This window comes from Olleya sp. ITB9 (assembly GCF_001315805.1).
GTDB classification, from domain to species: Bacteria; Bacteroidota; Bacteroidia; order Flavobacteriales; family Flavobacteriaceae; genus Olleya; species Olleya sediminilitoris.
The window spans coordinates 1-23,060 of the sequence record NZ_BCBW01000023.1; the positions used below are offsets into that span (position 1 = coordinate 1).

The following is a 23,060-nucleotide window of genomic DNA, read 5'->3' on the forward strand; positions in this document are numbered from 1 at the left end:
AAAACACCTACGAAATAAATTGACTGATATGAAAAAAATATTTTTCATCCTTTGCTTGTTATCACTGACCAAATTCACATTTGGACAAGAGAAAAGAGTAATATCGAAAATTGATTCAACAAAAACACCTGAATTAGTGCTAATCCAAGAATTGACTGTAAAGGCTCCTATTGATTCGGTGTGGAATGCATACACAACTAAGAAAGGATGGGAAAATTGGGCTGTACCACTTGCGGAAGTTGACCTAAAAGTTGGTGGACATATCAAAACGAATTATAATGAACAAGGTAAAATTGGAGATAGCACTACAATTATTACTCACATCATAAATTACGTACCAAAAAGACTTCTGACTTTACAAGCGGAAATAACCGATAATTTCCCCGAATTTATGAAAGATGATGCCAAAGATTTTTTCAATGTGATTTATTTTGACGAGTTAGAAAACGGAGATACCAACATTAAATCATTCGGAATTGGATATAAAAACAATCCGAAATACCTTTCATTAATGAATTATTTTATTCCAGCCAATGAAAAGACCTTAATGAAACTAATCGCTTACTTGGAAAAAAAGAAGTGAAATAAAAAACTGTGGGCAACACCGTGTATAGCTCATTGCGGCTGAATTCCTAATCGGAATTCATTGCATTATGCTATCTTTCGGTTACGGCGGAAAATCATAGCTGATTTTCCGCAACGAGCCATACACATTAACGTTGCAAGTAATAGCGGAAATCACTCAGACGTAATAAATCAGTATTTAAAAAGGGAGAATATTGCGGAGTAAAATGCTGAAAATAAAACGTTGGAATTTACTCAATTGTGAAAAAAAAGCAGAACCGATTTTGAGCAACTTTGTGGAAATTTACTCAAACTGAATTTATAAGTGTTGTGAAAATAGGAATTGAATACTGAAATACTCTTGCGGAATTTAGCTTGCTTATGGAATTGAAAATATTTGCGAATTTATTTACTTAAAGCTCAAATTTATGGAAAATCAATTAAAAACTGAAAAAACTACTACTTGCAACACCATGCATAATTTAATTGCTAAATAGTTTTTCCTGCGGAAAAACCTCGCTAAATCAAAAGATAGTCTTTTTTAAGTTTTTTTTCGCTAAATTTACGCAATCAAACCATGCACAAACACGTTAGCTTTAATGCGTGAGCTGAACTTTCCTGAAATAGGTTGACTAAAAATTAAGCAATTAATTACAGTCACTTATGAAAACACAAAATGAACACTGGCGAAAAAAAAGCTACCAAAAAGCCACTTTAGAAACCAAACTTTTAGTCGTTGACCAAATCTTAAATGGGCAGATTTCAAACAACCAAGCTTCCAAAAAATACGACGTTCCCAGAACAACTATTTCCTATTGGTTAAGAAAATACAGTACCTTAGTACAACAAAATACGGGTATGAGTAAAAACGATGAAATTAAAAAGTTAAAGGAAAAAATTGAAGAACTTGAGTTTCAAAAAGACTTCCAACAAGATATTATTGCTGATATGGAACTCATTACAGGCGTCGATATGTCAAAAAAGTCATTGCCCAAAACATTAGCAAAAGAGATAGAGCTAAAGAAAAAACAGCGTATAAAAGAAAATGGCTCTATGGATGTTTTGGGTTATCTAAACAAGCCTTCTACAAAAGACTCAAAACCCAACAGAAACAAGAAGTAGACCATCAAAAAGTAATCAAAATGGTTAAGGACTACCGTAAAAAAGTAGGCTCGAAAACCGGTGGTATTAAGCTACATAAAGAACTAAAACAGGACTTTATAAACGCTGACATTAAAATTGGTAGAGACAAGTTCTATCGATTCCTCAGACTAAATAATCTTTTGATTCCTAAAACTAAAAATTACATCACAACGACAAACTCAAACCATATGTACAAAAAATATATGAACCTGGTAAAAGACCACGTTCCTACTCGACCAGAACAACTTTGGGTTAGCGATATAACATACATTAAAACAGAAAATGGACACAACTATCTAGCTTTAGTCACAGACGCCTATTCTAAACAAATAATGGGATATAAACTCGATAACCATATGAGAACATCGCTTTGTAAAGAGGCGCTTGCTATGGCTATTAAAAACAGAAAATATCCTAAGCAAAAGCTTATTCATCATTCCGACAGAGGGTTTCAATATTGCAATCCCAAATACACAGAATTTGCTGAAAGTAACGGAATAACAATGAGTATGACTGAACAATACGACCCTTATGAAAACGCTGTTGCTGAACGCATTAATAGAACGCTTAAATATGAATATGGATTAAAACAAACCATTAAAAACACTCAATTAGCACAAAAAATGACACAACAAGCAGTCTATATTTATAACAATTTAAGAACCCATTTTAGCCTGGATCTCAGAAAACCTGCTGATGTCCATCTCAATCCAAACATCAAATACAAGTCGTACCGAAAAAATAATGTAAATTTACCTGAACTTACAATTTAAGAACAAACCTAGTTCAAACTTTTTTTTTGCATTCTAAACGGATAAAAAAAACTTTTGAACGTCTAAATATTAACTAAAAAGAGTCAACCTATATCAGTATAATACAAACCAACAAAAAACACACTAAAAATTTGAATTTAAGTAAATTAATAAACAAAGGATTGATTACGGTTTACGGACCTTTAGTTTCGTTTGTTATTATTTGTGGATTAATAGCAAATTGGTTTACTTCGAACATTCTGAAATTGGAAAAGGCTGATTATATTGTTGCAATTACTATTTTTCTTGCAGTTTGTATTGGTTGGATTTGGTGGAGTTTTAAAATCGTTAAATGGAAATATTGGGCTTTCTCAAAACTTACAATTAACGAAAGTTATGAATTATACATAAAAGCTATTGAATCTGGTCTGATTTGGAAAACTGGAAGTGTGTTTAACAAAACTGAAATTTGGACTGAAAAAGACAAAATCAAATGGCAGAAAATTAATCCAGAAATTCGAAAAATATTTGAGATAGAAGATGAATAAAATAACTCTCGAAACGGAATCTTATTTAGTTGAGGAAAGAGGAAATGAAAGATTTTTTCCTTTTTTGGAAATAGAGTATAATGAAATAATAATTTACGAAAATGAAGTTCCAAAATATTATTTATCATTTTCAAGTGAATTAGAATCTGCTAACGGTTTTGGGAATTGGTTTATGGAAGAATTACAAAATAAAGGAAATGACTTGAGCGGATTTATAGTTGAACTTGGAAAAAGTCTAAATCTCAATTGGGATGTTTTTTACACAGGTTTTGGAGAAATAATTGAGGACAGTTGGAATTCCGAAATTGTTGAACTAATTGAATTTAATGACAAACTGATAGAAAAATTAAAAACGACACCACAACACCGTGTATAATTAATTGCTTTGGTCGTTGCTTATTTGGAAAATTCCTTCGGAATTTTCTCGCGTTCGTTTTTGTTTACTAAATTAGTTGCTGAAACACGCAACTAACCATACACAAAACCGTTGTGGTACATTTACCAAAACGAACGCTGGAATCAAAAACTGACTTAAACCGAACTGAAATTTTAATGAATTTTTCACGACATTGTGATTTATGCGAAAACCAAATAACGAGTCTTGAAAAAGGATTGACTTGTAATTTGACCAATAAAAAACCTGATTTTAATAATACTTGCTCAAAAATTACACTTGATAAAAAAATTTCAAGAAAAATTAGAAATTGCTAATCTCGAATTGGAAATAATACGCAGAAACCAAAATCAACACATCTGACTTTCTATGGCACAACATTTATTGGTTTTCTTTTAATACTTCTTGGGTACTTTTTATCTGACTGGAAAATATTTAGCTTGTATATATGGTACGTGAAAATTGGAATGATTGGAGCTGGATTTTCATTTCTGGCAGCTGCTTACTCTAAACTGAATAAATATAGAAGAGAATATAAAAAAGCGGAACTGGAAAAGAATAAAATGGATGAAGTCCTAAATAAATATGGAATTTCATATCAAGAAAACTTTGAGTTTAAAGAAAAAATTCACGGAACTCGAGAAGTAAATGTGAATATCGAATTTAAAAATTGGACAAAAATAAAAACAACAAACTCTTATAAATTTGACTATTAAAAGTAAAAAAAACGACACCAGAACAAAGTACTGTCGTAAAAAAACAAGTAAAATCTTATTAATTTTTCAATAAAACACTTCTGTAATTAGTATCATAACTTAAACCTAATTTTGCAATAGCAAAAACCCTTTTAATAGCGTATTACAGATGCTATGATCCCTTTTTGTACTTTCTTGTGACTATTAACCGATTGTAAATTGCTTTGCAAGACTTGTTGTATTTACAAGCAATAGACTTTCATTCAGACAATTAAATTTAATACCGTTTAAAACTCCTAGAAAAAGGAATAATTTCCGTCTGTTTTGACACAACATCACATCCAGTATAAACACATGTAAAACAGAGGTATAACAAATGTTTTAATACAGTTTATAGCGTAGTTATAGTATACTTATAGCAAGTATATAGCATAAATAAAAGTAGGCAGTAAGATGTAATCTTAATAAACAAAGTCACAATTAAAGTATATAACGTTAAGAGGCATATATCTAATTTAATCGGTAATAGCCTAGTCTTAATATACCATCAAATGGTATATTAGGTTAGAAAGAACTAACTGTAATGCTTAAATCATCTAACAAACAATAAACAACCCACTATCCAGATAGAGTATAACAAAAAAAGCATAAACTTAAAACTGTGCTTTTTGTAGCATCTAATTTTAAACAAAAAACTTTTATTTTTTTACAAATATTTAAATTCAACATTAAAAATTGTACTTTTCTAAATCATTTTTAATTATTCAAACTTCAAATTAACAAACAATATGACTGTATTACTTTTTTCAATTAACTTCATTTAATTTCTAATAATTTATTAAAACATAATCATTTTCATTACATGTTGAATAAGATTAAAGAACAATCAAAAAAAGAAATGATTTTCGATACTATAGAAAGTATCACTATAGAAAACCAAACAACTGAATTCCCAAAGCATTATCACGAGACTTTTTGTTTTTCTCTTGTTTACAAAGGAGTAAATCAAATAGATTTTAAAAATCAAAGTGTTTTTAGTGAAGCTGGAAGTCTATCAATTGTTAATCCTTATCAAATACATTCAAATCCAATAATAGATAATGTATCTCATATAAAGTTTGACACAATTTATGTTCCAAAAGAAGTGCTAAAGTTTATAATGAAAGGTAAAAACATCAAGTTTACAGAACAGAGTATTAAAAGCAAAAAAGTGAAACATTTATTTTTGTCATTAAAAAGTGCCTTGCAGAAAAAAAATAACAAACTTATTGAAATTCATTTATCCAAATTCATAAATTCCTTAAAATTCTGTGCCATAGAAAATGAACAAGAATATTTAGGATTAAATTTTGATAATTTTAAACAAATTAACCAATATATTGAAGCTAACATTCAAGATAAATTTTGCTTAAATCAACTATCATCACAAGCAAACATAAATAAGTTTGGTTTTAGTAAAAAATTTAAACTAACTACTGGTATGACACCTATGAATTATATTTTAATGAGAAAAGTTTTTTCAAGCAAAAAATTAATTCATACAAATTTAGAACTAACCGAAATTGCATATCTGTATAATTTTACAGACTTAGCACATTTCTCTAAAACTTTTAAACGGTTTATTGGTATTTCTCCTAAAAAGTATAAGGAAAGTATCTCAAAAAAAGCATAACGACCAAGATTATACAAATGCTTATCAAATAATAAATTTAGATTTGAAAAAATTAATTTTCAAATGAAAAAAGCAAATAACTACAAGTCTTACAAGTATAAAATACCACTACTTATTACTTCACTTATACTTTTGTTTTGTTCCTGTAAAAACAATAACAATATAATATCTATTGATGCACCTAGTCAGGAATTTAATATTTCAAATAAAGACTCAATCACCCATGATTTAAAATTAATAAAAGATAAATTTTACTCTTTTACAATATATCAAAAAGGAATAGATGTAGTCGTTTACTTAATGAATAGTAAAAATGAAATTTTACAAGAAAAAAATAGTCCAAATGGATCTTATGGATCTGAACAATTTTATTTTTATTGTGAAAATCAAGATGAATACAAACTTTTAATTAAACCACTTAACGAAAATAAAAATACTTCAAAAGGAAAGTACACTTTAGCTGTATCTGAAGTTTCTAAAGACACTAAAATCACTTTAGACAAATCAGATTATTTAAAAGATTTTAACACTTTTAAAGCTATTTTTGAAAAAGCAAACTCTGGACTATATAGATACTATTCAAAACAAGAAGTAGATAGTGTATTTTCTGTTAACAAAAACAAGATAAATAATAAAACTACATATCAAGAATTTTACAATTTAGTATGGAATGTAATAGACTATACTGGAAGTTGTCATAATAATTTAAGGCTTCCCAAATATTTAAAAACACTATTGTATAGAAAGGATATTTTTTTTCCTATTCCTATAAAATACATCGACGGAAAACTATATTCAAATATTAATTATAATAACATTCCTGCTGGAGCAGAAATTTTAAGTGTAAATGGAATAAAAGCAACAGATTTTTCAAATCAGATTTCTAAATATAGAAGTACAGATGGTATAAATCAAACCTCCAAATATAATTTTATTCAAACCAATTGGGCGCCTTTATACATTTATCATGCTTATGGTGAAAAAAATGAATTTAATATAATCTATAAATATAATACCGAAACTACATCTGTAGTCTTAAAAAGTATCAATTTTAATAATTACTTGAAAAATTATAATAAAAGACACTCTAAAGTATATGACACAAAAGTAAATGATGCTTATCAATATCGATATATTGACAGTTTACACGTTGGAGTATTATCTATCAAATCTTTTGATCTAGGAGAAAAAGGGAATGAAAGTTTTAAAAAGTACGAATTATTTCTAGACTCTGTTTTTATCTCCCTAAAAGACAAAAAAAACTTAATTGTAGATATTCGTGGAAATGGTGGAGGCAGTGGTGATGCCCTTATGTTACTTACTAGTTATTTAAGTAATAGAAGTGTAAAAGAAAATATAGGTGCATACACTTTGTTTAACAAAATACCTTTTCCTGAATTTTATATAGGATCAGTTCAAAACAATGAAAAAATTTTAAATGACTATGTTGATGACTTTAAAAATGGAAAATATTACCAAAATAGTAAATTCAATCCACTTTGGAAACCAAATAAAAATAACTATAAGGAACATTTTATTTTACTAATAGATCCATTTGTTGCTTCTGCTGCTTCTCACTTTGCAGCACATATTAAAAGTGATAAAAGGGCTACTATTATTGGAGAGGAAACTGGAGGAGCATATTATGGGCATACTGGACATTTCCCAGTGTTATATATATTGCCAAACTCTAAACTTGAATTAAGTTTTTCTGTGGTAAATTTAGAGCAAGATGTCATTAAGATAGCAGAAGAAAAATTTGGAAATGGTGTTATACCTGATATTGAAATAGTGCAAAATCACGAAGATTTTATGGAGAATAAAGACACACAGTTAAACTTTGCTTTTGATTTTGTAAAAAAGAAAACACAAAAATAAAAACGTTGCCTAACAATATATATTATCTTAGGGTAGTTAGTGTTTTATAATAAAAGTTAAATAAAAAAAGCACAATTCTATGATTGTGCTTTTTTATGTTATGTAACAGGACTTAAAAAGATTACTTTTTTGGTATCTCTTTTAATATCTCTAAAACAAACTTCCAGTATTTTTGAGCAGACGATATTTGTGCACGCTCATCAGGACTGTGTGCGCCTTTAATGTTTGGCCCAAAACTAATCATTTCCATATCTGGATAATTTTGTCCTAAAATACCACATTCTAATCCTGCGTGACAGGCAGCAATATGTGCTTTTTCTCCGTTTAGTTTTTGATATAAATTATCTAACACTTTTAATATAGAGCTATCCATATTTGGTGTCCAACCAGGATAATCTCCAGAAAGCTCAACCTCACAACCTGTAAGCTCAAATGCTGCACGTAGTGTATTTGCTAAATCCATTTTACTACTTTCTACAGAGCTACGCGTTAAACATCCTATTTTTACATGTCCATCTTTAACAATTACGCGTGCAATATTATTAGAAGTCTCTACCAATTCAGGAATATCTGCACTCATACGATACACGCCATTTAATGCAGCATAAATTGCACGTGTTAATCCTTCTTGTACACCAAGATCCATGATAAACTCTGGAGTTTCAGTTTTTAATACCTCAACAACCAAATCAGGTTCCATGGTTTTAAGTTCGGTTTTAATACTATCTGCTAATAATTGCATATCATTTACAAAAGCTGCTTCATGCACAGCATCAATAGCAACTACTGCTCTACTCTCTCTTGGTATAGCATTACGTAAGCTTCCTCCATCAATCTCAGAGATACGTAAACCAAAATTTTCAAAACCATCAAATAATAAACGGTTCATTATTTTATTAGCATTACCTAAGCCTTCGTGAATTTGCATACCAGAATGACCTCCTTGTAAGCCTTTTACTTTTACTTCAAAACCTATTTTAAATTCAGGTGTTTCTTCTTGCTCATAAGTTCTTGTTGCAGTTACGTCAATACCTCCTGCGCAACCAACACCAATCTCGTCATCTTCTTCTGTATCCAAGTTTAATAAGATTCCGCCAGTTAACAAACCACCTTTTAATCCCATTGCACCTGTCATACCAGTTTCTTCATCAATAGTAAATAAAGCTTCAATAGCTGGATGTGGTATGTCTGTACTTTCTAAAAGTGCCATTATTGTTGCAACACCTAATCCGTTATCTGCACCTAGCGTTGTTCCTTTTGCTTTTACCCAGTCACCTTCAACAACCATTTGGATACCTTGTGTGTCAAAATCAAAATCGGTATCTGCATTTTTTTGGTGAACCATATCTAAATGCGATTGCATTACAATAGTCACACGATCTTCCATACCTGCAGTTGCTGGCTTTTTAATAATGACATTTCCTACCTCATCTTCTATAACTTCTAAACCTAAATTAGTCCCAAAGTCTTTCATAAATTTAATAACGCGCTCTTCCTTTTTTGAAGGTCTTGGTACTGCGTTTAAATCTGCGAATTTATTCCATAATGCTTTTGGCTCTAAAGCCCTAACGTCTTGACTCATTTGTGTTGTTTTTATTGAAGTACAAAAGTACAAATTGAATAGGCATTTAGAAACCTTTTTAACTTAGAAATAATATTGGGTGAAACAACTTTTTTAATACGACGTAATGTTTTAACCCATAAAACTCAAAACCATATACATTGCGAAAGTTAGAAACATCAACACGACTAATAGTAATATAAATAGGTTTATATTTTTAAGATAAAACAATACTTTTTTCAGGAAGCAGAAGCGTTAATTCTTTCATTTTTCTAGATATGTGTTCATATAGTTTGTCTAAATTAAACGGATTGTGGCATTATGTCATCTTCATTAAATTCTACAATTTTCTTTCTCATCATTTGATTATTTGTAAAATGTCTAGAAATATCCATTGTCTTATTTACAAATTCATTTTTATTATAATAATGGATTTTTATGGACTTGCAATTTTCATGTTCAAATATTTCATTTAACATTACTCGATCTGATAAACCACAGGAATGTCCATAAATTACAACTTGATAATCTTCTGAATTTAAAAACCTTAACAAGTCTCTATACCTTCCATTTTCCGCATACTTAAAAGACTTAATTCCTTTAAAAAATTCATTATCATTTAATTCTTCTATTTTTTTATATTCTTCATTCATTTCATCTCCATACCCAAAAACTAAAGACTCTTCTTCTAAACTATTGTGGATATGGTTTACGATAATATTTTTAGAGCTCCTTAAGTTTTTGATTTTAGATGCGTTTATAACATTGTCTACTGTTTTAGTATAATTAAAATTCAAGAAAAATATAACATCAGTTTTTATATTTTGCCCTTTCCTTAATTTATCAATTATATCAGTTTCTCTTATATTTGAAGTTAATTGATTAATATATTTTTTTGATAATTCAAAGTCAAGCGATTTAGTATAGTCTAACTGGTTTAGATATTGATGAAGTAGTTTTTCTAATTGATTCAACTCTTTGTTTAATATTTCAATGTCTGTTTTCCCTTTTAAACAATCTTTCAATAATTCAAAATATGCATTTTCAATATCAACCCAACTATCTATTGAATCTTTAAAATTTTTTTCTAATAATTTTGATTTAAATTCGTAATTAAATTTGTGAGGACCACTTAAAATGTAATCTTTAATTTTTTGATAACTATCCATGTCATGAGCAAATGAAAGTATGTTTTTATCTTCAAACGAATAATTCCTTTTATTGTAAAAAGTAAATAATTCATCATCATTAAAACTAAACAACAAGTCTCCTTTTTTATTTCTCAAATCACCTCTTTTCTTTAAACTCTTAATTATAAAACTCTTAAAATACCAGAGTAAAAAATCTTCATATCGTGTTTTTAAACCCAATGACAAATCAAAGCCATTACCAACTAATACTAATTTATTAACGACTTTCTTTTTAGGTTGAAACTCTAATTTTGATTCTCTCATAAATCTAATTATTCTTTGTAATTTTATTTGTACTTAAAGTCATACTTATAAACAACTCTAAACAATGACTATAGTAATTATTCATATAAACAATAAATGTATAAATATAAATTGATTCTGCTTTACTATTCAGCTCAATAACATCTGATTTTCAAATCTTTAAACTACTTATTATACCATTACAAATACAAAACAACCTTAGTCGCTACTCCTGATAGTAGTGGCATCCTTTTTTGCAAAAAAAGATATAACGGACAGCAGGTAGAAACCTTTTAAATAAACCTAAGTGATTGGTCCTAATTTTTAATTATTTTTGAGTTATGATTAAAAACAAAAAACTTTGGGTTGTCTTACTAATAATACCAATGTACATTGTTGTAAAATTAGCGACTAATTATCCTGAAACAGTCGAAGTTATTTACAGTAAAGGCATCTATCCTTACATAGCTAAATTGTTTAGATATACCTTAGGATGGATACCCTTTAGTATTGGTGATGTCTTTTTAGGTTTTTCTATTATTTATGCAATCCGTTGGTTAATTCTAAATTTTAAACGCATCTGGAAAGACACTGTCAACTGGTTATTGGATGTTGGTGCTACTGTTAGTATTATTTTTATTGCTTTTCAGTTACTTTGGGGTTTAAATTATCATAGAGTTGCTTTACATAAAACTTTAGATCTTGAAGACGACTACTCTACACAACAACTAATAGAGGTTACCAAACAACTTATTAAAAAATCAAACGCTTTACATTTAGATATTGTTAAAAATGATAGTATTAAAGTGGTGTTACCATTTACTAGATCTGAAATTTTAGAGTTAACTCCAACAAGTTACGATGTTTTAAAAAATGATTTTCCAGAGTTAGCTTATCATCCTAAGAGTTTAAAAAAATCACTATTTAGTTATCCTCAAGCGTATATGGGTTTTGCTGGTTATTTTAATCCTTTAACACATGAAGCTCAGGTTAATTACCTTATTCCTGTATACAAATACCCAACGACTTCTGCTCATGAAGTAGCACATCAATTAGGCTATGCAAAAGAAAACGAAGCTAATTTTATCGCTTTTTTAGCGACTATTAGTAATCAAAACATGTATTTTAAGTATTCTGGTTACACTTTTGGATTAAGACATTGTTTGGGTGAAGTCTATAGACGTGATCCTGATTTGTATGATACATTATTAGCCGATATAAATAAAGGGATTATAAAAAACTTTCAGGAAAGCAGACAGTTTTGGCTAAAGTATATGAATCCGCTAGAACCATTTTTTAGATCTACCTATACCACTTACCTAAAAGCTAACAATCAATCTAAAGGAATGGATAGTTATAGCTATGTGGTGGCTTTATTAGTTAATTATTTAGAAAATAAAACCTTATAGAAACGTTAAAATAGCTTTTAGCGTTTGTTTAGCATATTGGCTATTGCGTATATTTAAGGTTTAAACAACCTTAAACTATCAACCAATGATTAAAAAATGGGCAATATTAAGCCTACTACTGTGTGGTTATTTTTCTTTTGCACAGGAGTATGTACCTAAAAATGATGGTGTTAAAACTAACACTTCTAATTACACTGCATTTACAAATGCTAAAATTTATGTTACTGCAAATCAAGTTATTGAAAACGGAACGTTACTAATAAAAGACGGTAAAGTTGTCTCTAGCGGAAACAATGTTACTATCCCTAAAAATACTGTTGTTGTTGATATTTCTGGTAAAACTATCTACCCTTCTTTTATTGATATTTATTCTGATTTTGGTGTTAAAAAACCAAGCAGTACTCCTGGTAACAGAAGAAACCCTCAGTATGATGCTGGTCGTGAAGGTTATTATTGGAATGACCACATTAGACCTGACCAAAACGCTGTAGATCATTTTAAGTTTGACAGCAAAAAAGCAGAGGCTTTACGTAAAGCTGGTTTTGGTGTTGTAACCTCACATATTGATGATGGTATTATCCAAGGGACTGGAGTTTTAGTTACTCTTGCTGCTAATGGTAATGATGCTACTAGACTACTTGACCAAAAAGTGGGACAGTTTTCTAGTACTTCAAAAAGTAGAACCTCAAGACAAGCTTACCCAACGTCTTTAATGGGTACTATGGCTTTATTACGTCAAGTTAATCATGACGCAGATTGGTATGCTAAAGGTAATATTAAAGAAAAAGATAGAGCTTTAGAGGCTTATATAGCTAACAAAAATCTGGTTCAGTTTTTTGATGCTGGAAAAAAAGTCAACGCATTACGTTTTGACAAATTAGGTGACCAATTTGGTATACAATATGTATTTGTTGGTGGTGGAGATGAGTATGAACTTATTAAAGACATCAAAAATACAAATGCAAAATTTGTGTTACCAATAAATTTTCCGGTTGCTTATGATATGGAAGATCCATTATTAGCACAATCTGTTAGTTTGGAAGATTTAAAAGCATGGAACCAAAGTCCTGCTAATCCTAAAATTTTAGCAGAAAACAATATCACATTTGCTTTAACAACACATAAGTTAAAAGATGCAAAACAATTAATGCCTAATCTATTAAAAGCTATAAAATATGGTTTAGATAAAACTACTGCATTACAAGCATTAACTTCTGTTCCTGCAAGTATAATAGGAAAATCTAAAGAATTAGGACATCTTAAATCTGGTGCTTATGCTAACTTTTTAATTACCTCTGGAGATATTTTTGATAAAGAAACTACTATTTATGAAAACTGGATTACAGGTATTAAAGACCAACTAACAGACATGAATACCACAGATTTACGTGGTAATTATACTTTTAATTTAGACAATACAGACTACCAATTAGAAATTACTGGTGATATTGAAAAACTTAAATCTAAGGTTAAAACCGAAACTAAAGCGTACGACGGAAAAATTAGTTTTGATAAAAACTGGATGCAACTAACATTTGCAACACAGGACAGCACCAAAAAAGAGTTTTTTAGAGTTGTAAGTCACGTTACTAACACCAACACTTTAAATGGTAAAGTCTATTATCCAAACGGAAACGAAACAACCTTTTTTGCTAGCAAACAAAATAAAGAAGACAAAAAAGGTGGTAAAAAAGATAAAAAGAATAAGAAAACAGACGCACCAAAAATATATCCTGTTACCTACCCTAACATGGCTTATGGTACAGAAAACCTTCCTAAACAAGAAACGTTATTGTTTAAAAATGTAACGGTTTGGACCAATGAAAAGGATGGCATTATAAAAAATACTGATGTTTTAATTAAAAACGGAAAAATTGCTAAAATAGGTGTAAATCTAAGTACTAGTAATGCAACTGTTATTGACGGAACAGGTAAACACTTAACAGCTGGAATTATTGATGAGCATTCCCATATTGCTACAGAAAGCGTAAACGAAGCTGGACACAACAGTACTGCAGAGGTTACTATTGAAGATGTTATTGATGCAGAAGATGTAGACATTTACCGTAACCTTGCTGGAGGTGTAACAAGTATTCAGATTTTACATGGATCTGCCAATCCAATTGGTGGACGCTCAGCAATTATTAAATTAAAATGGGGAGAAAAAGCCGATAACTTAGTGTACACAAACAGTCCTAAATTTATAAAATTTGCTTTAGGAGAAAATGTAAAACAATCAAATTGGGGAGACAATGCTAAAACACGTTTTCCGCAAACCAGAATGGGTGTAGAACAAGTTTTTACAGACTACTTCCAGCGTGCAAAAGAATATGACGCACTTAAAAAAAGCGGTAAACCTTACCGTAAAGATTTAGAGCTTGAAACTATTGCAGAAATTTTAAATAAAGAACGTTTTATTTCTTGTCACTCTTACGTACAAAGCGAAATTAATATGTTAATGAAGGTGTGTGAAGCATTTGGATTTAACGTCAACACCTTTACACATATTTTAGAAGGTTATAAAGTCGCAGACAAAATGGTACAACATGGTGCTGGAGGCTCTACATTTTCTGACTGGTGGGCTTACAAGTATGAAGTTAATGATGCTATCCCTTTTAATGCACCAATCATGCATAATGCAGGTGTTTTAGTCGCTATTAATAGTGACGATGCAGAGATGTCAAGACGTCTAAATCAAGAAGCTGCAAAATCTGTTAAATATGGAGACATTAGTGAAGAAGATGCTTGGAAGTTTGTAACCTTAAATCCTGCAAAGCTATTACATATTGACAATCGCGTTGGTAGTATTAAAGTTGGTAAAGATGCAGATGTTGTGTTATGGACAGATAATCCTTTATCTATTTACGCTAAAGCGGAAAAAACAATCATTGAAGGTGCTGTTTATTTTGATTTAAAACGTGATGCAGAACTTAGAGAGGCTATCAAAAAAGAGAAAAACGAATTAACAATGTTAATGCTTGATGCTAAAAACAAAGGTTTAAAAACAAAACCTATTGAAAAAAAGGAGAAAGAATTACTGCATTGTGACTCTATTGATCACCAACACATCCATTAGTAAACAGAAAAACACACTCATAAATTTTCGCTTTAAGCGGAAATAAAAACGATAATAAATCATGAGAAAACTTAATATATTAATCCTTGCGTTGTTGATTTCGGTAATTAGTTTTGCCCAGCAAACACCAGGAGACAAACAATCTCAAGCCATTACAATTGAAGGTGCAACAGCACACATAGGTAATGGTCAAGTTATTGAAAATTCATTAATAATATTTGAAAACGGTAAACTAACCTTTGTTGGAAGTGCTAATACAAAAATTGCAAGAAAAGGTAATGTGATCAATGCATCAGGTAAACATGTATATCCTGGTTTTATTGCACCAAACTCGACATTAGGTTTGGTAGAAGTCGATGCTGTTAGAGCAAGTGATGACGAGGACGAAGTTGGTGCAATGAATCCACACATACGAAGCTTAATTGCTTATAATACAGAGTCAAAAATAGTTGAATCTATGAGACCAAACGGAGTCTTGATGGCACAAATTTCTCCTAGAGGTGGACGCATTTCTGGTACGTCAAGTGTTGTACAACTAGACGCTTGGAACTGGGAAGATGCAGCTATTAAAGAAGACGATGCTATACATTTAAATTGGCCAAGAAATTACTCTAGAGGTCGTTGGTGGTTAGGAGAACCTAATGTTTTAAAAGAAAACAAAAACTACTCAAAAGAAGTTGAAGAACTATCCAATTACTTTGCACAAAGTAAAGCATACAATGCCAACAAAACCAGTCCTAAAGACTTACCTTTTGAAGCTTTACATGGTTTAATTGATGGTAGTAAAAAACTATTTGTACATGTAGATTATGAAAAAGGAATTACAGACGCTGTTAATTTTGCTAAAACGCAAAACGTAAAATACCTTGTAATAGTTGGTGGATATGAAGCTAATAATGTTAGTGATTTATTAAAACAACACAATATACCTGTATTATTACAACGTGTACACTCTAGACCTAAAGGAGACGATCATGATTATGATTTACCTTATAAACTAGCAACACAATTAGTAAATAGTGGTGTTTTAGTTGGTCTAGAAAACGCTGGAGATATGGAACGTATGAATACTAGAAACTTACCGTTTTTAGCTGGTACAACTGTTGCACATGGTTTAACCAAAGCGCAAGCATTAAGTTTAATTACATTAAATACTGCCAAAATTTTAGGTGTTGATGATAGTGTTGGATCATTAGAAGTTGGTAAAGATGCAACCCTTTTTATAAGTGAAGGTGATGCTTTAGATATGAGAACCAACAAACTTGACAAAGCGTTTATACAAGGTCGTGATGTAAGTTTAGAAACGCATCAAACAGAATTATACAAACGTTACTCAAATAAGTATAAGAAAAACTAAAGGTGTATTCAGTTTTAGTAATACCAACTATAGTTAATAAAAAAAGGCGACCCATTGGGTCGCCTTTTTTTTATTGCTTGTAGAAAAACTACTCTACGACTTCAGCAGTTTCTGGTTTTGCAAATGTGCTTACAGGCAATGCTGTTTTAAATAATTTAACATCAGTAAAAGGTAAATCGTTACGCTTTTTAACAGGTAAATTATCTTCAACTACATACCATGTTAATGTATCTGGTACAACTACACCTTCAATGGTTTGCCATTTTCCGTATTTAATAAACGACCATTTTTCACTTTTAGCTTTTGTATTAAAAGTAACAGTATAAGCTAACCATTCCATTTTAAATGTTTTAGGATTGTAGTAAACAATGTACTCATCGTCAGAAGATGATCCAATACCATTATCATAACTAATTTTAATTCCTGGATACGTAACACCTTCAAATACTAATGGTTTAGCACCTTCATAATTAATTCCGTTATCAGCTAAAACAAAAGGCATTGCATTAAAGTAAAACATTAAATTGTAGTAAAACTTAGGATTACCTTTGTACGCTTCTTCATTTTTACTGTTTAGCCAAACATTGTTACCATCAAAACCTAAAGTATGATTTGGCATAGTAATTACAGATTGTCTTGTTTTTAGGTTAACAGTTGTTACTTCTTTACCTGTTGGTTTTGTAATTGTAAATTCTAAAGCCTGTAATGCATTCCAGTTATCAATACCTCCATGAGCATCAAATACTTTAGTAATATTTTCTGGATAAGTTTTAGTCGCTACTGTTTTAGTAACCTCTTTTGGCATTAGTGAGTCTTTAGGTGTTGATTGTGTCTCATTTTTACATGATACAACAAGCAATGCAATACATAATGTGTAAAGTAAGTGTTTCATTTAATTTATTGTTTTTATAATTCTGATTATAGTCGAAATTACCTCAGATTCTTTACAAAAAAAGCTTCAGTATTTAACTGAAGCTTTTAAGTATATTACTTATTGGTTTTTAATCAACAAATTTTGCTTTTTCTGGTTTAACAAACATAGCTGCATCAGGAGCTGTTTTTGATAATTTTACATCAGTAAAAACGTTAGGCTTTTTTGGAGTTGTAGGTTGGTCGTTTTTAAAACCATATCCTGTAATAGAGTTAGGTAAAAGTAACCCGTTTACTTCTTGCCAATCTCCATAACGTCTAAAGTGTAACTCTTTAGTATCAATTCCTGGTACAAAATTAACTGTATAACCTAACCACTCCATTGTATAAGTTTCAGCATTATAATACAGTACATAAATATCTTCAGGTGTTGCTCCTACTCCACTATCATAAGAAATTTTAATTCCTGGATAAGTTACACCTTCAAAAGTTAATGCTTCAGCTTCAGAAAATGTAATTCCGTCGTCAGACAAAATAAAAGGCATTGCATAAAAATAGAACATTAAATTATATCCAAATTTAGGATCGTAACCTTTATATTCTTCATCTGTTTTATTTAATAACCAAGGTTTATCTCCATCAAAACCAATTGCGTGTTTTGGAGAGTCTAATAACGCTTTTCTATTGTATAAATCTGTTGTAGTAACTAATTTACCATCTGGTTTTTCTTCAGTATACTCTAAAGTTCTCATAGACTTCCATACATCCAATCCTCCATGTGCATCAAAAATCTTAACCAAGTTTTCTGGATATTTTTTAGTCTCTTTAACTACTTTTTTAGTTTCTGGTTTAGTCGTTTTTTCAGCAACTGTAGTTGTTACTTTTTTTGTTTCTGTTTTACAAGAAAACAATAATAACCCTAATGATAAGGTGTAAAATAAATGTTTCATTTTAAAATAAATTGGTTTAGTACTTTATACTCAGTCTAAATTAATCACAATAACTTACATAAAAAAGCTTAAAAAGTTATAATTAAATTCAGTAATCAATTATTACAAATTTCTCATTTTTCTACGCTTTTATTAATGATAACTCAGTGTAATGGAGTTCAATTTTTAATCCAAAAAAGTGATACTATGTATACTGCAAGATTTAGCTTAAATTTGCAGTCTTCATTACAATTAATAGATGGCAAATAAACAAATAAGCAGTACACAAAATCAATTAATAAAGCATATAGTTTTGTTAAAAGAAAAATCTCGTGAACGTAAAAAACAAAGACTTTTGTTATTGAAGGCGAACGCGAAATACAATTAGCCATTAATGGACTGTATACTATTGAAACCGTTTTATACTTTCCGGAAATTTATGATACGAATAAACTAAGTGCGCTTCCTGAAAATATAAATTGTATTGAAGTTACAAAAGAAGTCTATCAAAAAATTGCTTATCGTGATACTACAGAAGGGATTGTAGCAATTGTAAAAAGCAGACCTCACCAATTAGACAGTATTAGTTTTACTAACAAAACACCTTTAATATTAATTGCTGAAGCACCAGAAAAACCCGGTAATATTGGAGCCATTTTACGTACTGCAGATGCAGCAAACGTAGATGCTGTAATTATTGCAAATCCTAAAACCGATTTATACAATCCAAATTTAGTACGCTCTAGCGTTGGTTGTGTTTTTACCAACCAGATTGCAACAGGAAGCACCACTGATATTATTACTTTTTTAAACCAAAATAACATCAATATTTATAGTGCTATTTTACAAGAAGCTAAAGATTATCATACACAAGATTTTACTCAAGCATCAGCAATAGTTGTTGGTACAGAAGCTGTTGGATTAAGCGATGCATGGAGAGACGCCTCCAAACAAAACATAAAAATACCAATGCAAGGCAAAATTGACTCTATGAATGTGTCTGTTGCAGCAGGAATTTTGATTTTTGAAGCTAAACGTCAACGTAATTTTAAATAATATTATGACAGCAAACACTCTATTTTACATCATCGTAGCCATAATAATTATTAGTTTTTTAATTGATAAAGTTTTAGATGCACTTAACGCTAAACATTACAATAACATACTTCCAACAGAATTAGAAGATGTTTACGATACTGAAGAATATAAAAAATCACAACAATACAAAGCCACAAACTATAAGTTTGGCCTGTTAACTTCTGGATTTTCAATTATATTAACGCTTAGTTTTTTCTTTTTAGATGGTTTTGCTTTTGTAGACCAAATAGCACGTCAACTAACAAATAACTCCATTTTAGTTACTCTTATATTTTTTGGTATTATAATGTTGGGAAGTGATATATTAACAACTCCGTTTTCTTATTACAAAACCTTTGTTATTGAAGCTGAATTTGGTTTTAATAAAACCACAAAACAAACCTTTATTTTAGATAAAATTAAAGGTTGGATAATGACCATAATTGTAGGAGGAGCAATTTTAGCTGCATTAACATGGTTTTATCAAACTACAGGATCTACATTTTGGTTATATGCTTGGCTACTAATAACAGTATTTACGGTATTTATTAATTTATTTTACTCTAAATTAATTGTACCTATTTTTAATAAACAAAGTCCTTTAGAAGACGGTAGTCTACGTACTGCAATATCTGACTATGCTAAAACTGTTGGTTTTAATCTAGATAAAATTTTTGTTATTGATGGTTCTAAAAGAAGTACCAAAGCCAATGCCTATTTTTCTGGTTTTGGAAACGAAAAACGTGTCACACTATACGATACTTTAATTAATGATTTAAATGAAGATGAAATTGTTGCTGTATTAGCTCATGAAGTTGGTCATTATAAAAAGAAACACATCATTTTTAACCTAGTGACTTCTGTATTACTTACTGGATTTACACTTTACATTTTATCTTTATTAATAGGAAATCCAATGTTAAGCGAAGCTTTAGGTGTTGCAACACCAAGTTTTCATATAGGATTGATAGCTTTTGGTATTTTGTATTCACCTTTATCAGAAATAACAGGTTTATTAATGAATTGGTTTTCGCGTAAATTTGAATATCAAGCTGATAATTATGCAAAAAACACCTATAAGCCAGAGCCTTTAATTACCTCTCTTAAAAAATTATCAAAAAACAGTTTAAGCAATCTAACACCACATCCAGCTTACGTTTTTATGCATTATTCTCATCCTACTTTATTACAACGTATCTCAAAATTAAAGGGTTAGATTAAAATCTAAAAATATTATTTAGAATTATTATAAATAATTTGGTTAATCCAAAGTACATAGATATTTTTGCACAAAATTAACTATTTATATTAAGTCTAAATAAAGATAAATGAAAAATTTATTACTATTACTAACACTATTTTTAGTTTCATTTGTATCAATTGCACAAAGTACAGCAATCGAAGGAACTATATTGGATAATAATCAATCACCTATAATTGGTGTTAATGTGTTAATTAAAAACACAACAAAAGGTACAACATCTGATGTAGATGGAAACTTTGAAATAAAAAATATAACCAATGGAGACTATGTAATCTCTGTTTCTTACTTGGGATATAAAACTAAAGAAATAGAAGTTTCAATTATTAATAATGAAAGCGTAGCCTTAGGAAACATAACCATGTACGAAGGAAACGAAATACTAAATGAGGTAGTTATAGATATTAACAGAAAAAATAAGTTTTCAAGAAAACAAAGTGCTTATGTTTCTAAATTACCATTAAAAAACATTGACAACTCACAAGTATATAACACAATTACAAACCAATTACTAGTATCACAGTCTGTAAATACTTTTGAAGATGCATTAAAAAATGCTGCTGGTATAACAAAATTATGGTCATCAACTGGTCGTAGTGGTGATGGTGCTGGTTATTATTCTAGTCGTGGTTTTGCAGTACAACCTCAATTGGTAAATGGTGTTGCTGGTATTACTAATGGATTTATAAATCCTTCTAACGTTGAGCGTGTAGAGGTTATTAAAGGACCTGCTGGAACATTATTTGGAAGTTCTGTTTCTTCATACGGAGGATTAATTAATATTATTACTAAAAAGCCATACAATAAAACTGGAGGAGAAATAACTGTTTCTGGTGGATCTTTTGATTTTGCTAAGTTTAATGCAGATGTTAATGTTAGTCCAAACGATAAATTATCGTTTAGAATAAACACAGGTTTTCAACAAGAACATAGTTTTCAAGATGCTGGATTTAAAAAATCTGTATTTGTAGCGCCTTCAATTTCTTATAAGTTAAACAATAACTTGACTTTTAACTTTTCTTATGAAGCCTCAGATAACGAACAAACAAATGAAACATTTTTATTTTTAAACAGATATGCACCTTTAGCGTTTAGCTCGATTGACGAGTTAAATTATAATACAGACTTATCTTTTACAAATGATGATATTAGTATTAAAAACATTACTCAGAATTATCGTGGTGAAATCGCTTGGAAAATATCTGACCAATGGTCTTCTCAAACATTAATTTCTGGTGGATTAGCTAAATCTTTAGGGTATTACACGTATTTATGGAATGGATCTGATGCATTATTTAACTTATATGCTCAAGATACAGATGCAAGAACTAAAACTAGAAATTTACAACAAAACTTTACTGGTACTTTTAAGATTGGTGATATTGAAAACAAATTGTTAGTTGGAGCAGATTATCTAGATTCAAATACCATTGATAATAGTTCAAATTGGGGATATTTACACACCATAAATATTGATGGAGATTTAGTTTATGGTGAGCCAGAAATTAACGAAGATAATTTAAGTGCAGCATTAACAGGTATTGGTTTTTTAGATAGTGACATACGTCAAAATATATTAGGCTTTTATGTGTCTGATGTAGTTAAGGTTTTACCTAGCTTATCTGTAATGGCTAGCTTACGTTACGACAGATTTGACTACCAAGGAGACAGACAAACAAATGCTGATGATGATACGGAATATACGGAGTCTACTTTTTCTCCAAAATTTGGTGTTGTGTACCAACCTATAGTCGATCAGTTATCAATATTTGCTAACTACCAAAATGGTTTCTCTTATGTTAACCCTCAATATATAACAGATTTTGATACTGGTATTGTAACATTACAAAGCTATGACGTAGAGCAAGCAAACCAATATGAATTTGGAGTGAAAACAAACCTATTTAATAACAAATTAGAAACGACTTTAAGTTATTACAACATAAACGTAGACAACAAATACTATTGGGCAACTCAAACTCAAGATTTAGCTATTAATAGTCAAGGTATAGAATTAGAAGTAAATGCTAATCCTATTGATGGATTAAACATCCATACTGGATTTAGTTATAATGATTCTGAAATTACAGACTCTCCTTCTGCAAGATTTTTAGAAGGCAATCGTTATGGAGAATCTGGAGCAGATATAACCTACAACTTCTGGGCAGACTATAAGTTTTTTGAAAACTTTGGTGCTGGTGTAGGATTTAATGGTCAATCAGAATATGATACAATGGTAGATTACAAATCCGTTACAGGTAGTTTTGATATACCTGCTTACACAATATTTAATGCCTCTTTATATTATGAAACTAATACATTTAGAGCTAGTATAAAAGCTAACAATATTACAGATAAAACTTATTTCTCTGGATGGAGTACGGTAACACCACAGAGACCAAGAACAATTCTGGGAAGTGTTACATTTAAATTTTAAGTTC

At 30.0% G+C, this 23,060-nt stretch carries 16 protein-coding genes and 2 pseudogenes; 14 read left to right on the top strand and 4 right to left on the bottom strand.

From position 1 onward, the window contains the following. From ITB9_RS06300 to ITB9_RS06335, 8 genes and pseudogenes are all read left to right on the top strand, one after another. Positions 1-583: SRPBCC domain-containing protein (locus ITB9_RS06300; protein ID WP_054851585.1), on the top strand; the 583-nt coding region annotated here is incomplete at its 5' end. A 644-nt stretch (positions 584-1,227) separates the two neighbouring features. Continuing rightward, positions 1,228-1,686: a helix-turn-helix domain-containing protein gene (locus ITB9_RS06305; protein ID WP_054851586.1), complete on the top strand. Its 459-nt coding sequence runs from the start codon at positions 1,228-1,230 to the stop codon at positions 1,684-1,686. Further along, positions 1,644-2,480, top strand: a pseudogene (locus ITB9_RS06310) (IS3 family transposase); the annotation flags it as partial. The gene ITB9_RS06305 and the pseudogene ITB9_RS06310, both read left to right, overlap by 43 nt. A 245-nt stretch (positions 2,481-2,725) precedes the next feature. After that, positions 2,726-3,007, top strand: a complete 282-nt coding sequence (locus ITB9_RS06315) for a hypothetical protein (RefSeq protein WP_148638394.1) — start codon at positions 2,726-2,728, stop codon at positions 3,005-3,007. Next, positions 3,000-3,383 (top strand): hypothetical protein, encoded by a 384-nt coding sequence (locus ITB9_RS06320; protein WP_054851589.1) that lies wholly within the window; start codon positions 3,000-3,002, stop codon positions 3,381-3,383. Before ITB9_RS06315 ends, ITB9_RS06320 begins: the two co-directional genes overlap by 8 nt. A gap of 485 nt (positions 3,384-3,868) precedes the next feature. Continuing rightward, positions 3,869-4,117 (top strand): hypothetical protein, encoded by a 249-nt coding sequence (locus ITB9_RS06325; RefSeq protein ID WP_054851590.1) that lies wholly within the window; start codon positions 3,869-3,871, stop codon positions 4,115-4,117. 841 nt (positions 4,118-4,958) lie between these two features. Then, positions 4,959-5,768 carry an AraC family transcriptional regulator gene (locus tag ITB9_RS06330; RefSeq protein ID WP_054851591.1) on the top strand — a complete coding sequence of 270 codons (810 nt, stop codon included), beginning with the start codon at positions 4,959-4,961 and terminating at the stop codon, positions 5,766-5,768. 63 nt (positions 5,769-5,831) lie between these two features. Beyond that, positions 5,832-7,646: a S41 family peptidase gene (locus ITB9_RS06335; RefSeq protein WP_054851592.1), complete on the top strand. Its 1,815-nt coding sequence runs from the start codon at positions 5,832-5,834 to the stop codon at positions 7,644-7,646. A gap of 121 nt (positions 7,647-7,767) precedes the next feature. On the opposite strand, the gene ITB9_RS06340 is transcribed toward ITB9_RS06335, so the two are convergent. Both ITB9_RS06340 and ITB9_RS06345 read right to left on the bottom strand, forming a co-directional pair. Further along, positions 7,768-9,228 carry an aminoacyl-histidine dipeptidase gene (locus tag ITB9_RS06340; RefSeq protein WP_054851593.1) on the bottom strand — a complete coding sequence of 487 codons (1,461 nt, stop codon included), beginning with the start codon at positions 9,226-9,228 and terminating at the stop codon, positions 7,768-7,770. A gap of 281 nt (positions 9,229-9,509) precedes the next feature. Beyond that, entirely contained in the window at positions 9,510-10,661 is a 1,152-nt protein-coding gene (locus tag ITB9_RS06345) for an AbiH family protein (protein WP_054851594.1), read from the bottom strand. A gap of 320 nt (positions 10,662-10,981) precedes the next feature. Here ITB9_RS06345 and ITB9_RS06350 point away from each other — a divergent pair, with 320 nt between their 5' ends. From ITB9_RS06350 to ITB9_RS06360, 3 genes are all read left to right on the top strand, one after another. Beyond that, on the top strand, positions 10,982-12,049 hold the full coding sequence (locus ITB9_RS06350) for a DUF3810 domain-containing protein (protein ID WP_054851595.1): 1,068 nt from the start codon (positions 10,982-10,984) through the stop codon (positions 12,047-12,049). Positions 12,050-12,134: 85 nt separating this feature from the next. Next, positions 12,135-15,125 carry an amidohydrolase family protein gene (locus ITB9_RS06355; protein WP_054851596.1) on the top strand — a complete coding sequence of 997 codons (2,991 nt, stop codon included), beginning with the start codon at positions 12,135-12,137 and terminating at the stop codon, positions 15,123-15,125. Positions 15,126-15,186: 61 nt separating this feature from the next. Beyond that, positions 15,187-16,482: an amidohydrolase family protein gene (locus ITB9_RS06360; RefSeq protein WP_054851597.1), complete on the top strand. Its 1,296-nt coding sequence runs from the start codon at positions 15,187-15,189 to the stop codon at positions 16,480-16,482. Positions 16,483-16,570: 88 nt separating this feature from the next. On the opposite strand, the gene ITB9_RS06365 is transcribed toward ITB9_RS06360, so the two are convergent. Continuing rightward, entirely contained in the window at positions 16,571-17,374 is an 804-nt protein-coding gene (locus ITB9_RS06365) for a DUF6503 family protein (protein WP_054851598.1), read from the bottom strand. 109 nt (positions 17,375-17,483) lie between these two features. Continuing rightward, positions 17,484-18,302 (bottom strand): DUF6503 family protein, encoded by an 819-nt coding sequence (locus tag ITB9_RS06370; RefSeq protein WP_054851599.1) that lies wholly within the window; start codon positions 18,300-18,302, stop codon positions 17,484-17,486. Positions 18,303-18,540: 238 nt separating this feature from the next. Here ITB9_RS06370 and ITB9_RS06375 point away from each other — a divergent pair. From ITB9_RS06375 to ITB9_RS06385, 3 genes and pseudogenes are all read left to right on the top strand, one after another. Then, positions 18,541-19,337: pseudogene (locus ITB9_RS06375) on the top strand (TrmH family RNA methyltransferase). A gap of 4 nt (positions 19,338-19,341) precedes the next feature. Beyond that, positions 19,342-20,574, top strand: a complete 1,233-nt coding sequence (locus ITB9_RS06380) for a M48 family metallopeptidase (protein WP_054851600.1) — start codon at positions 19,342-19,344, stop codon at positions 20,572-20,574. Between the two features lie 112 nt (positions 20,575-20,686). Continuing rightward, positions 20,687-23,056 (top strand): TonB-dependent receptor, encoded by a 2,370-nt coding sequence (locus ITB9_RS06385; RefSeq protein WP_054851601.1) that lies wholly within the window; start codon positions 20,687-20,689, stop codon positions 23,054-23,056. The last annotated feature ends 4 nt before the right edge of the window (positions 23,057-23,060 follow it).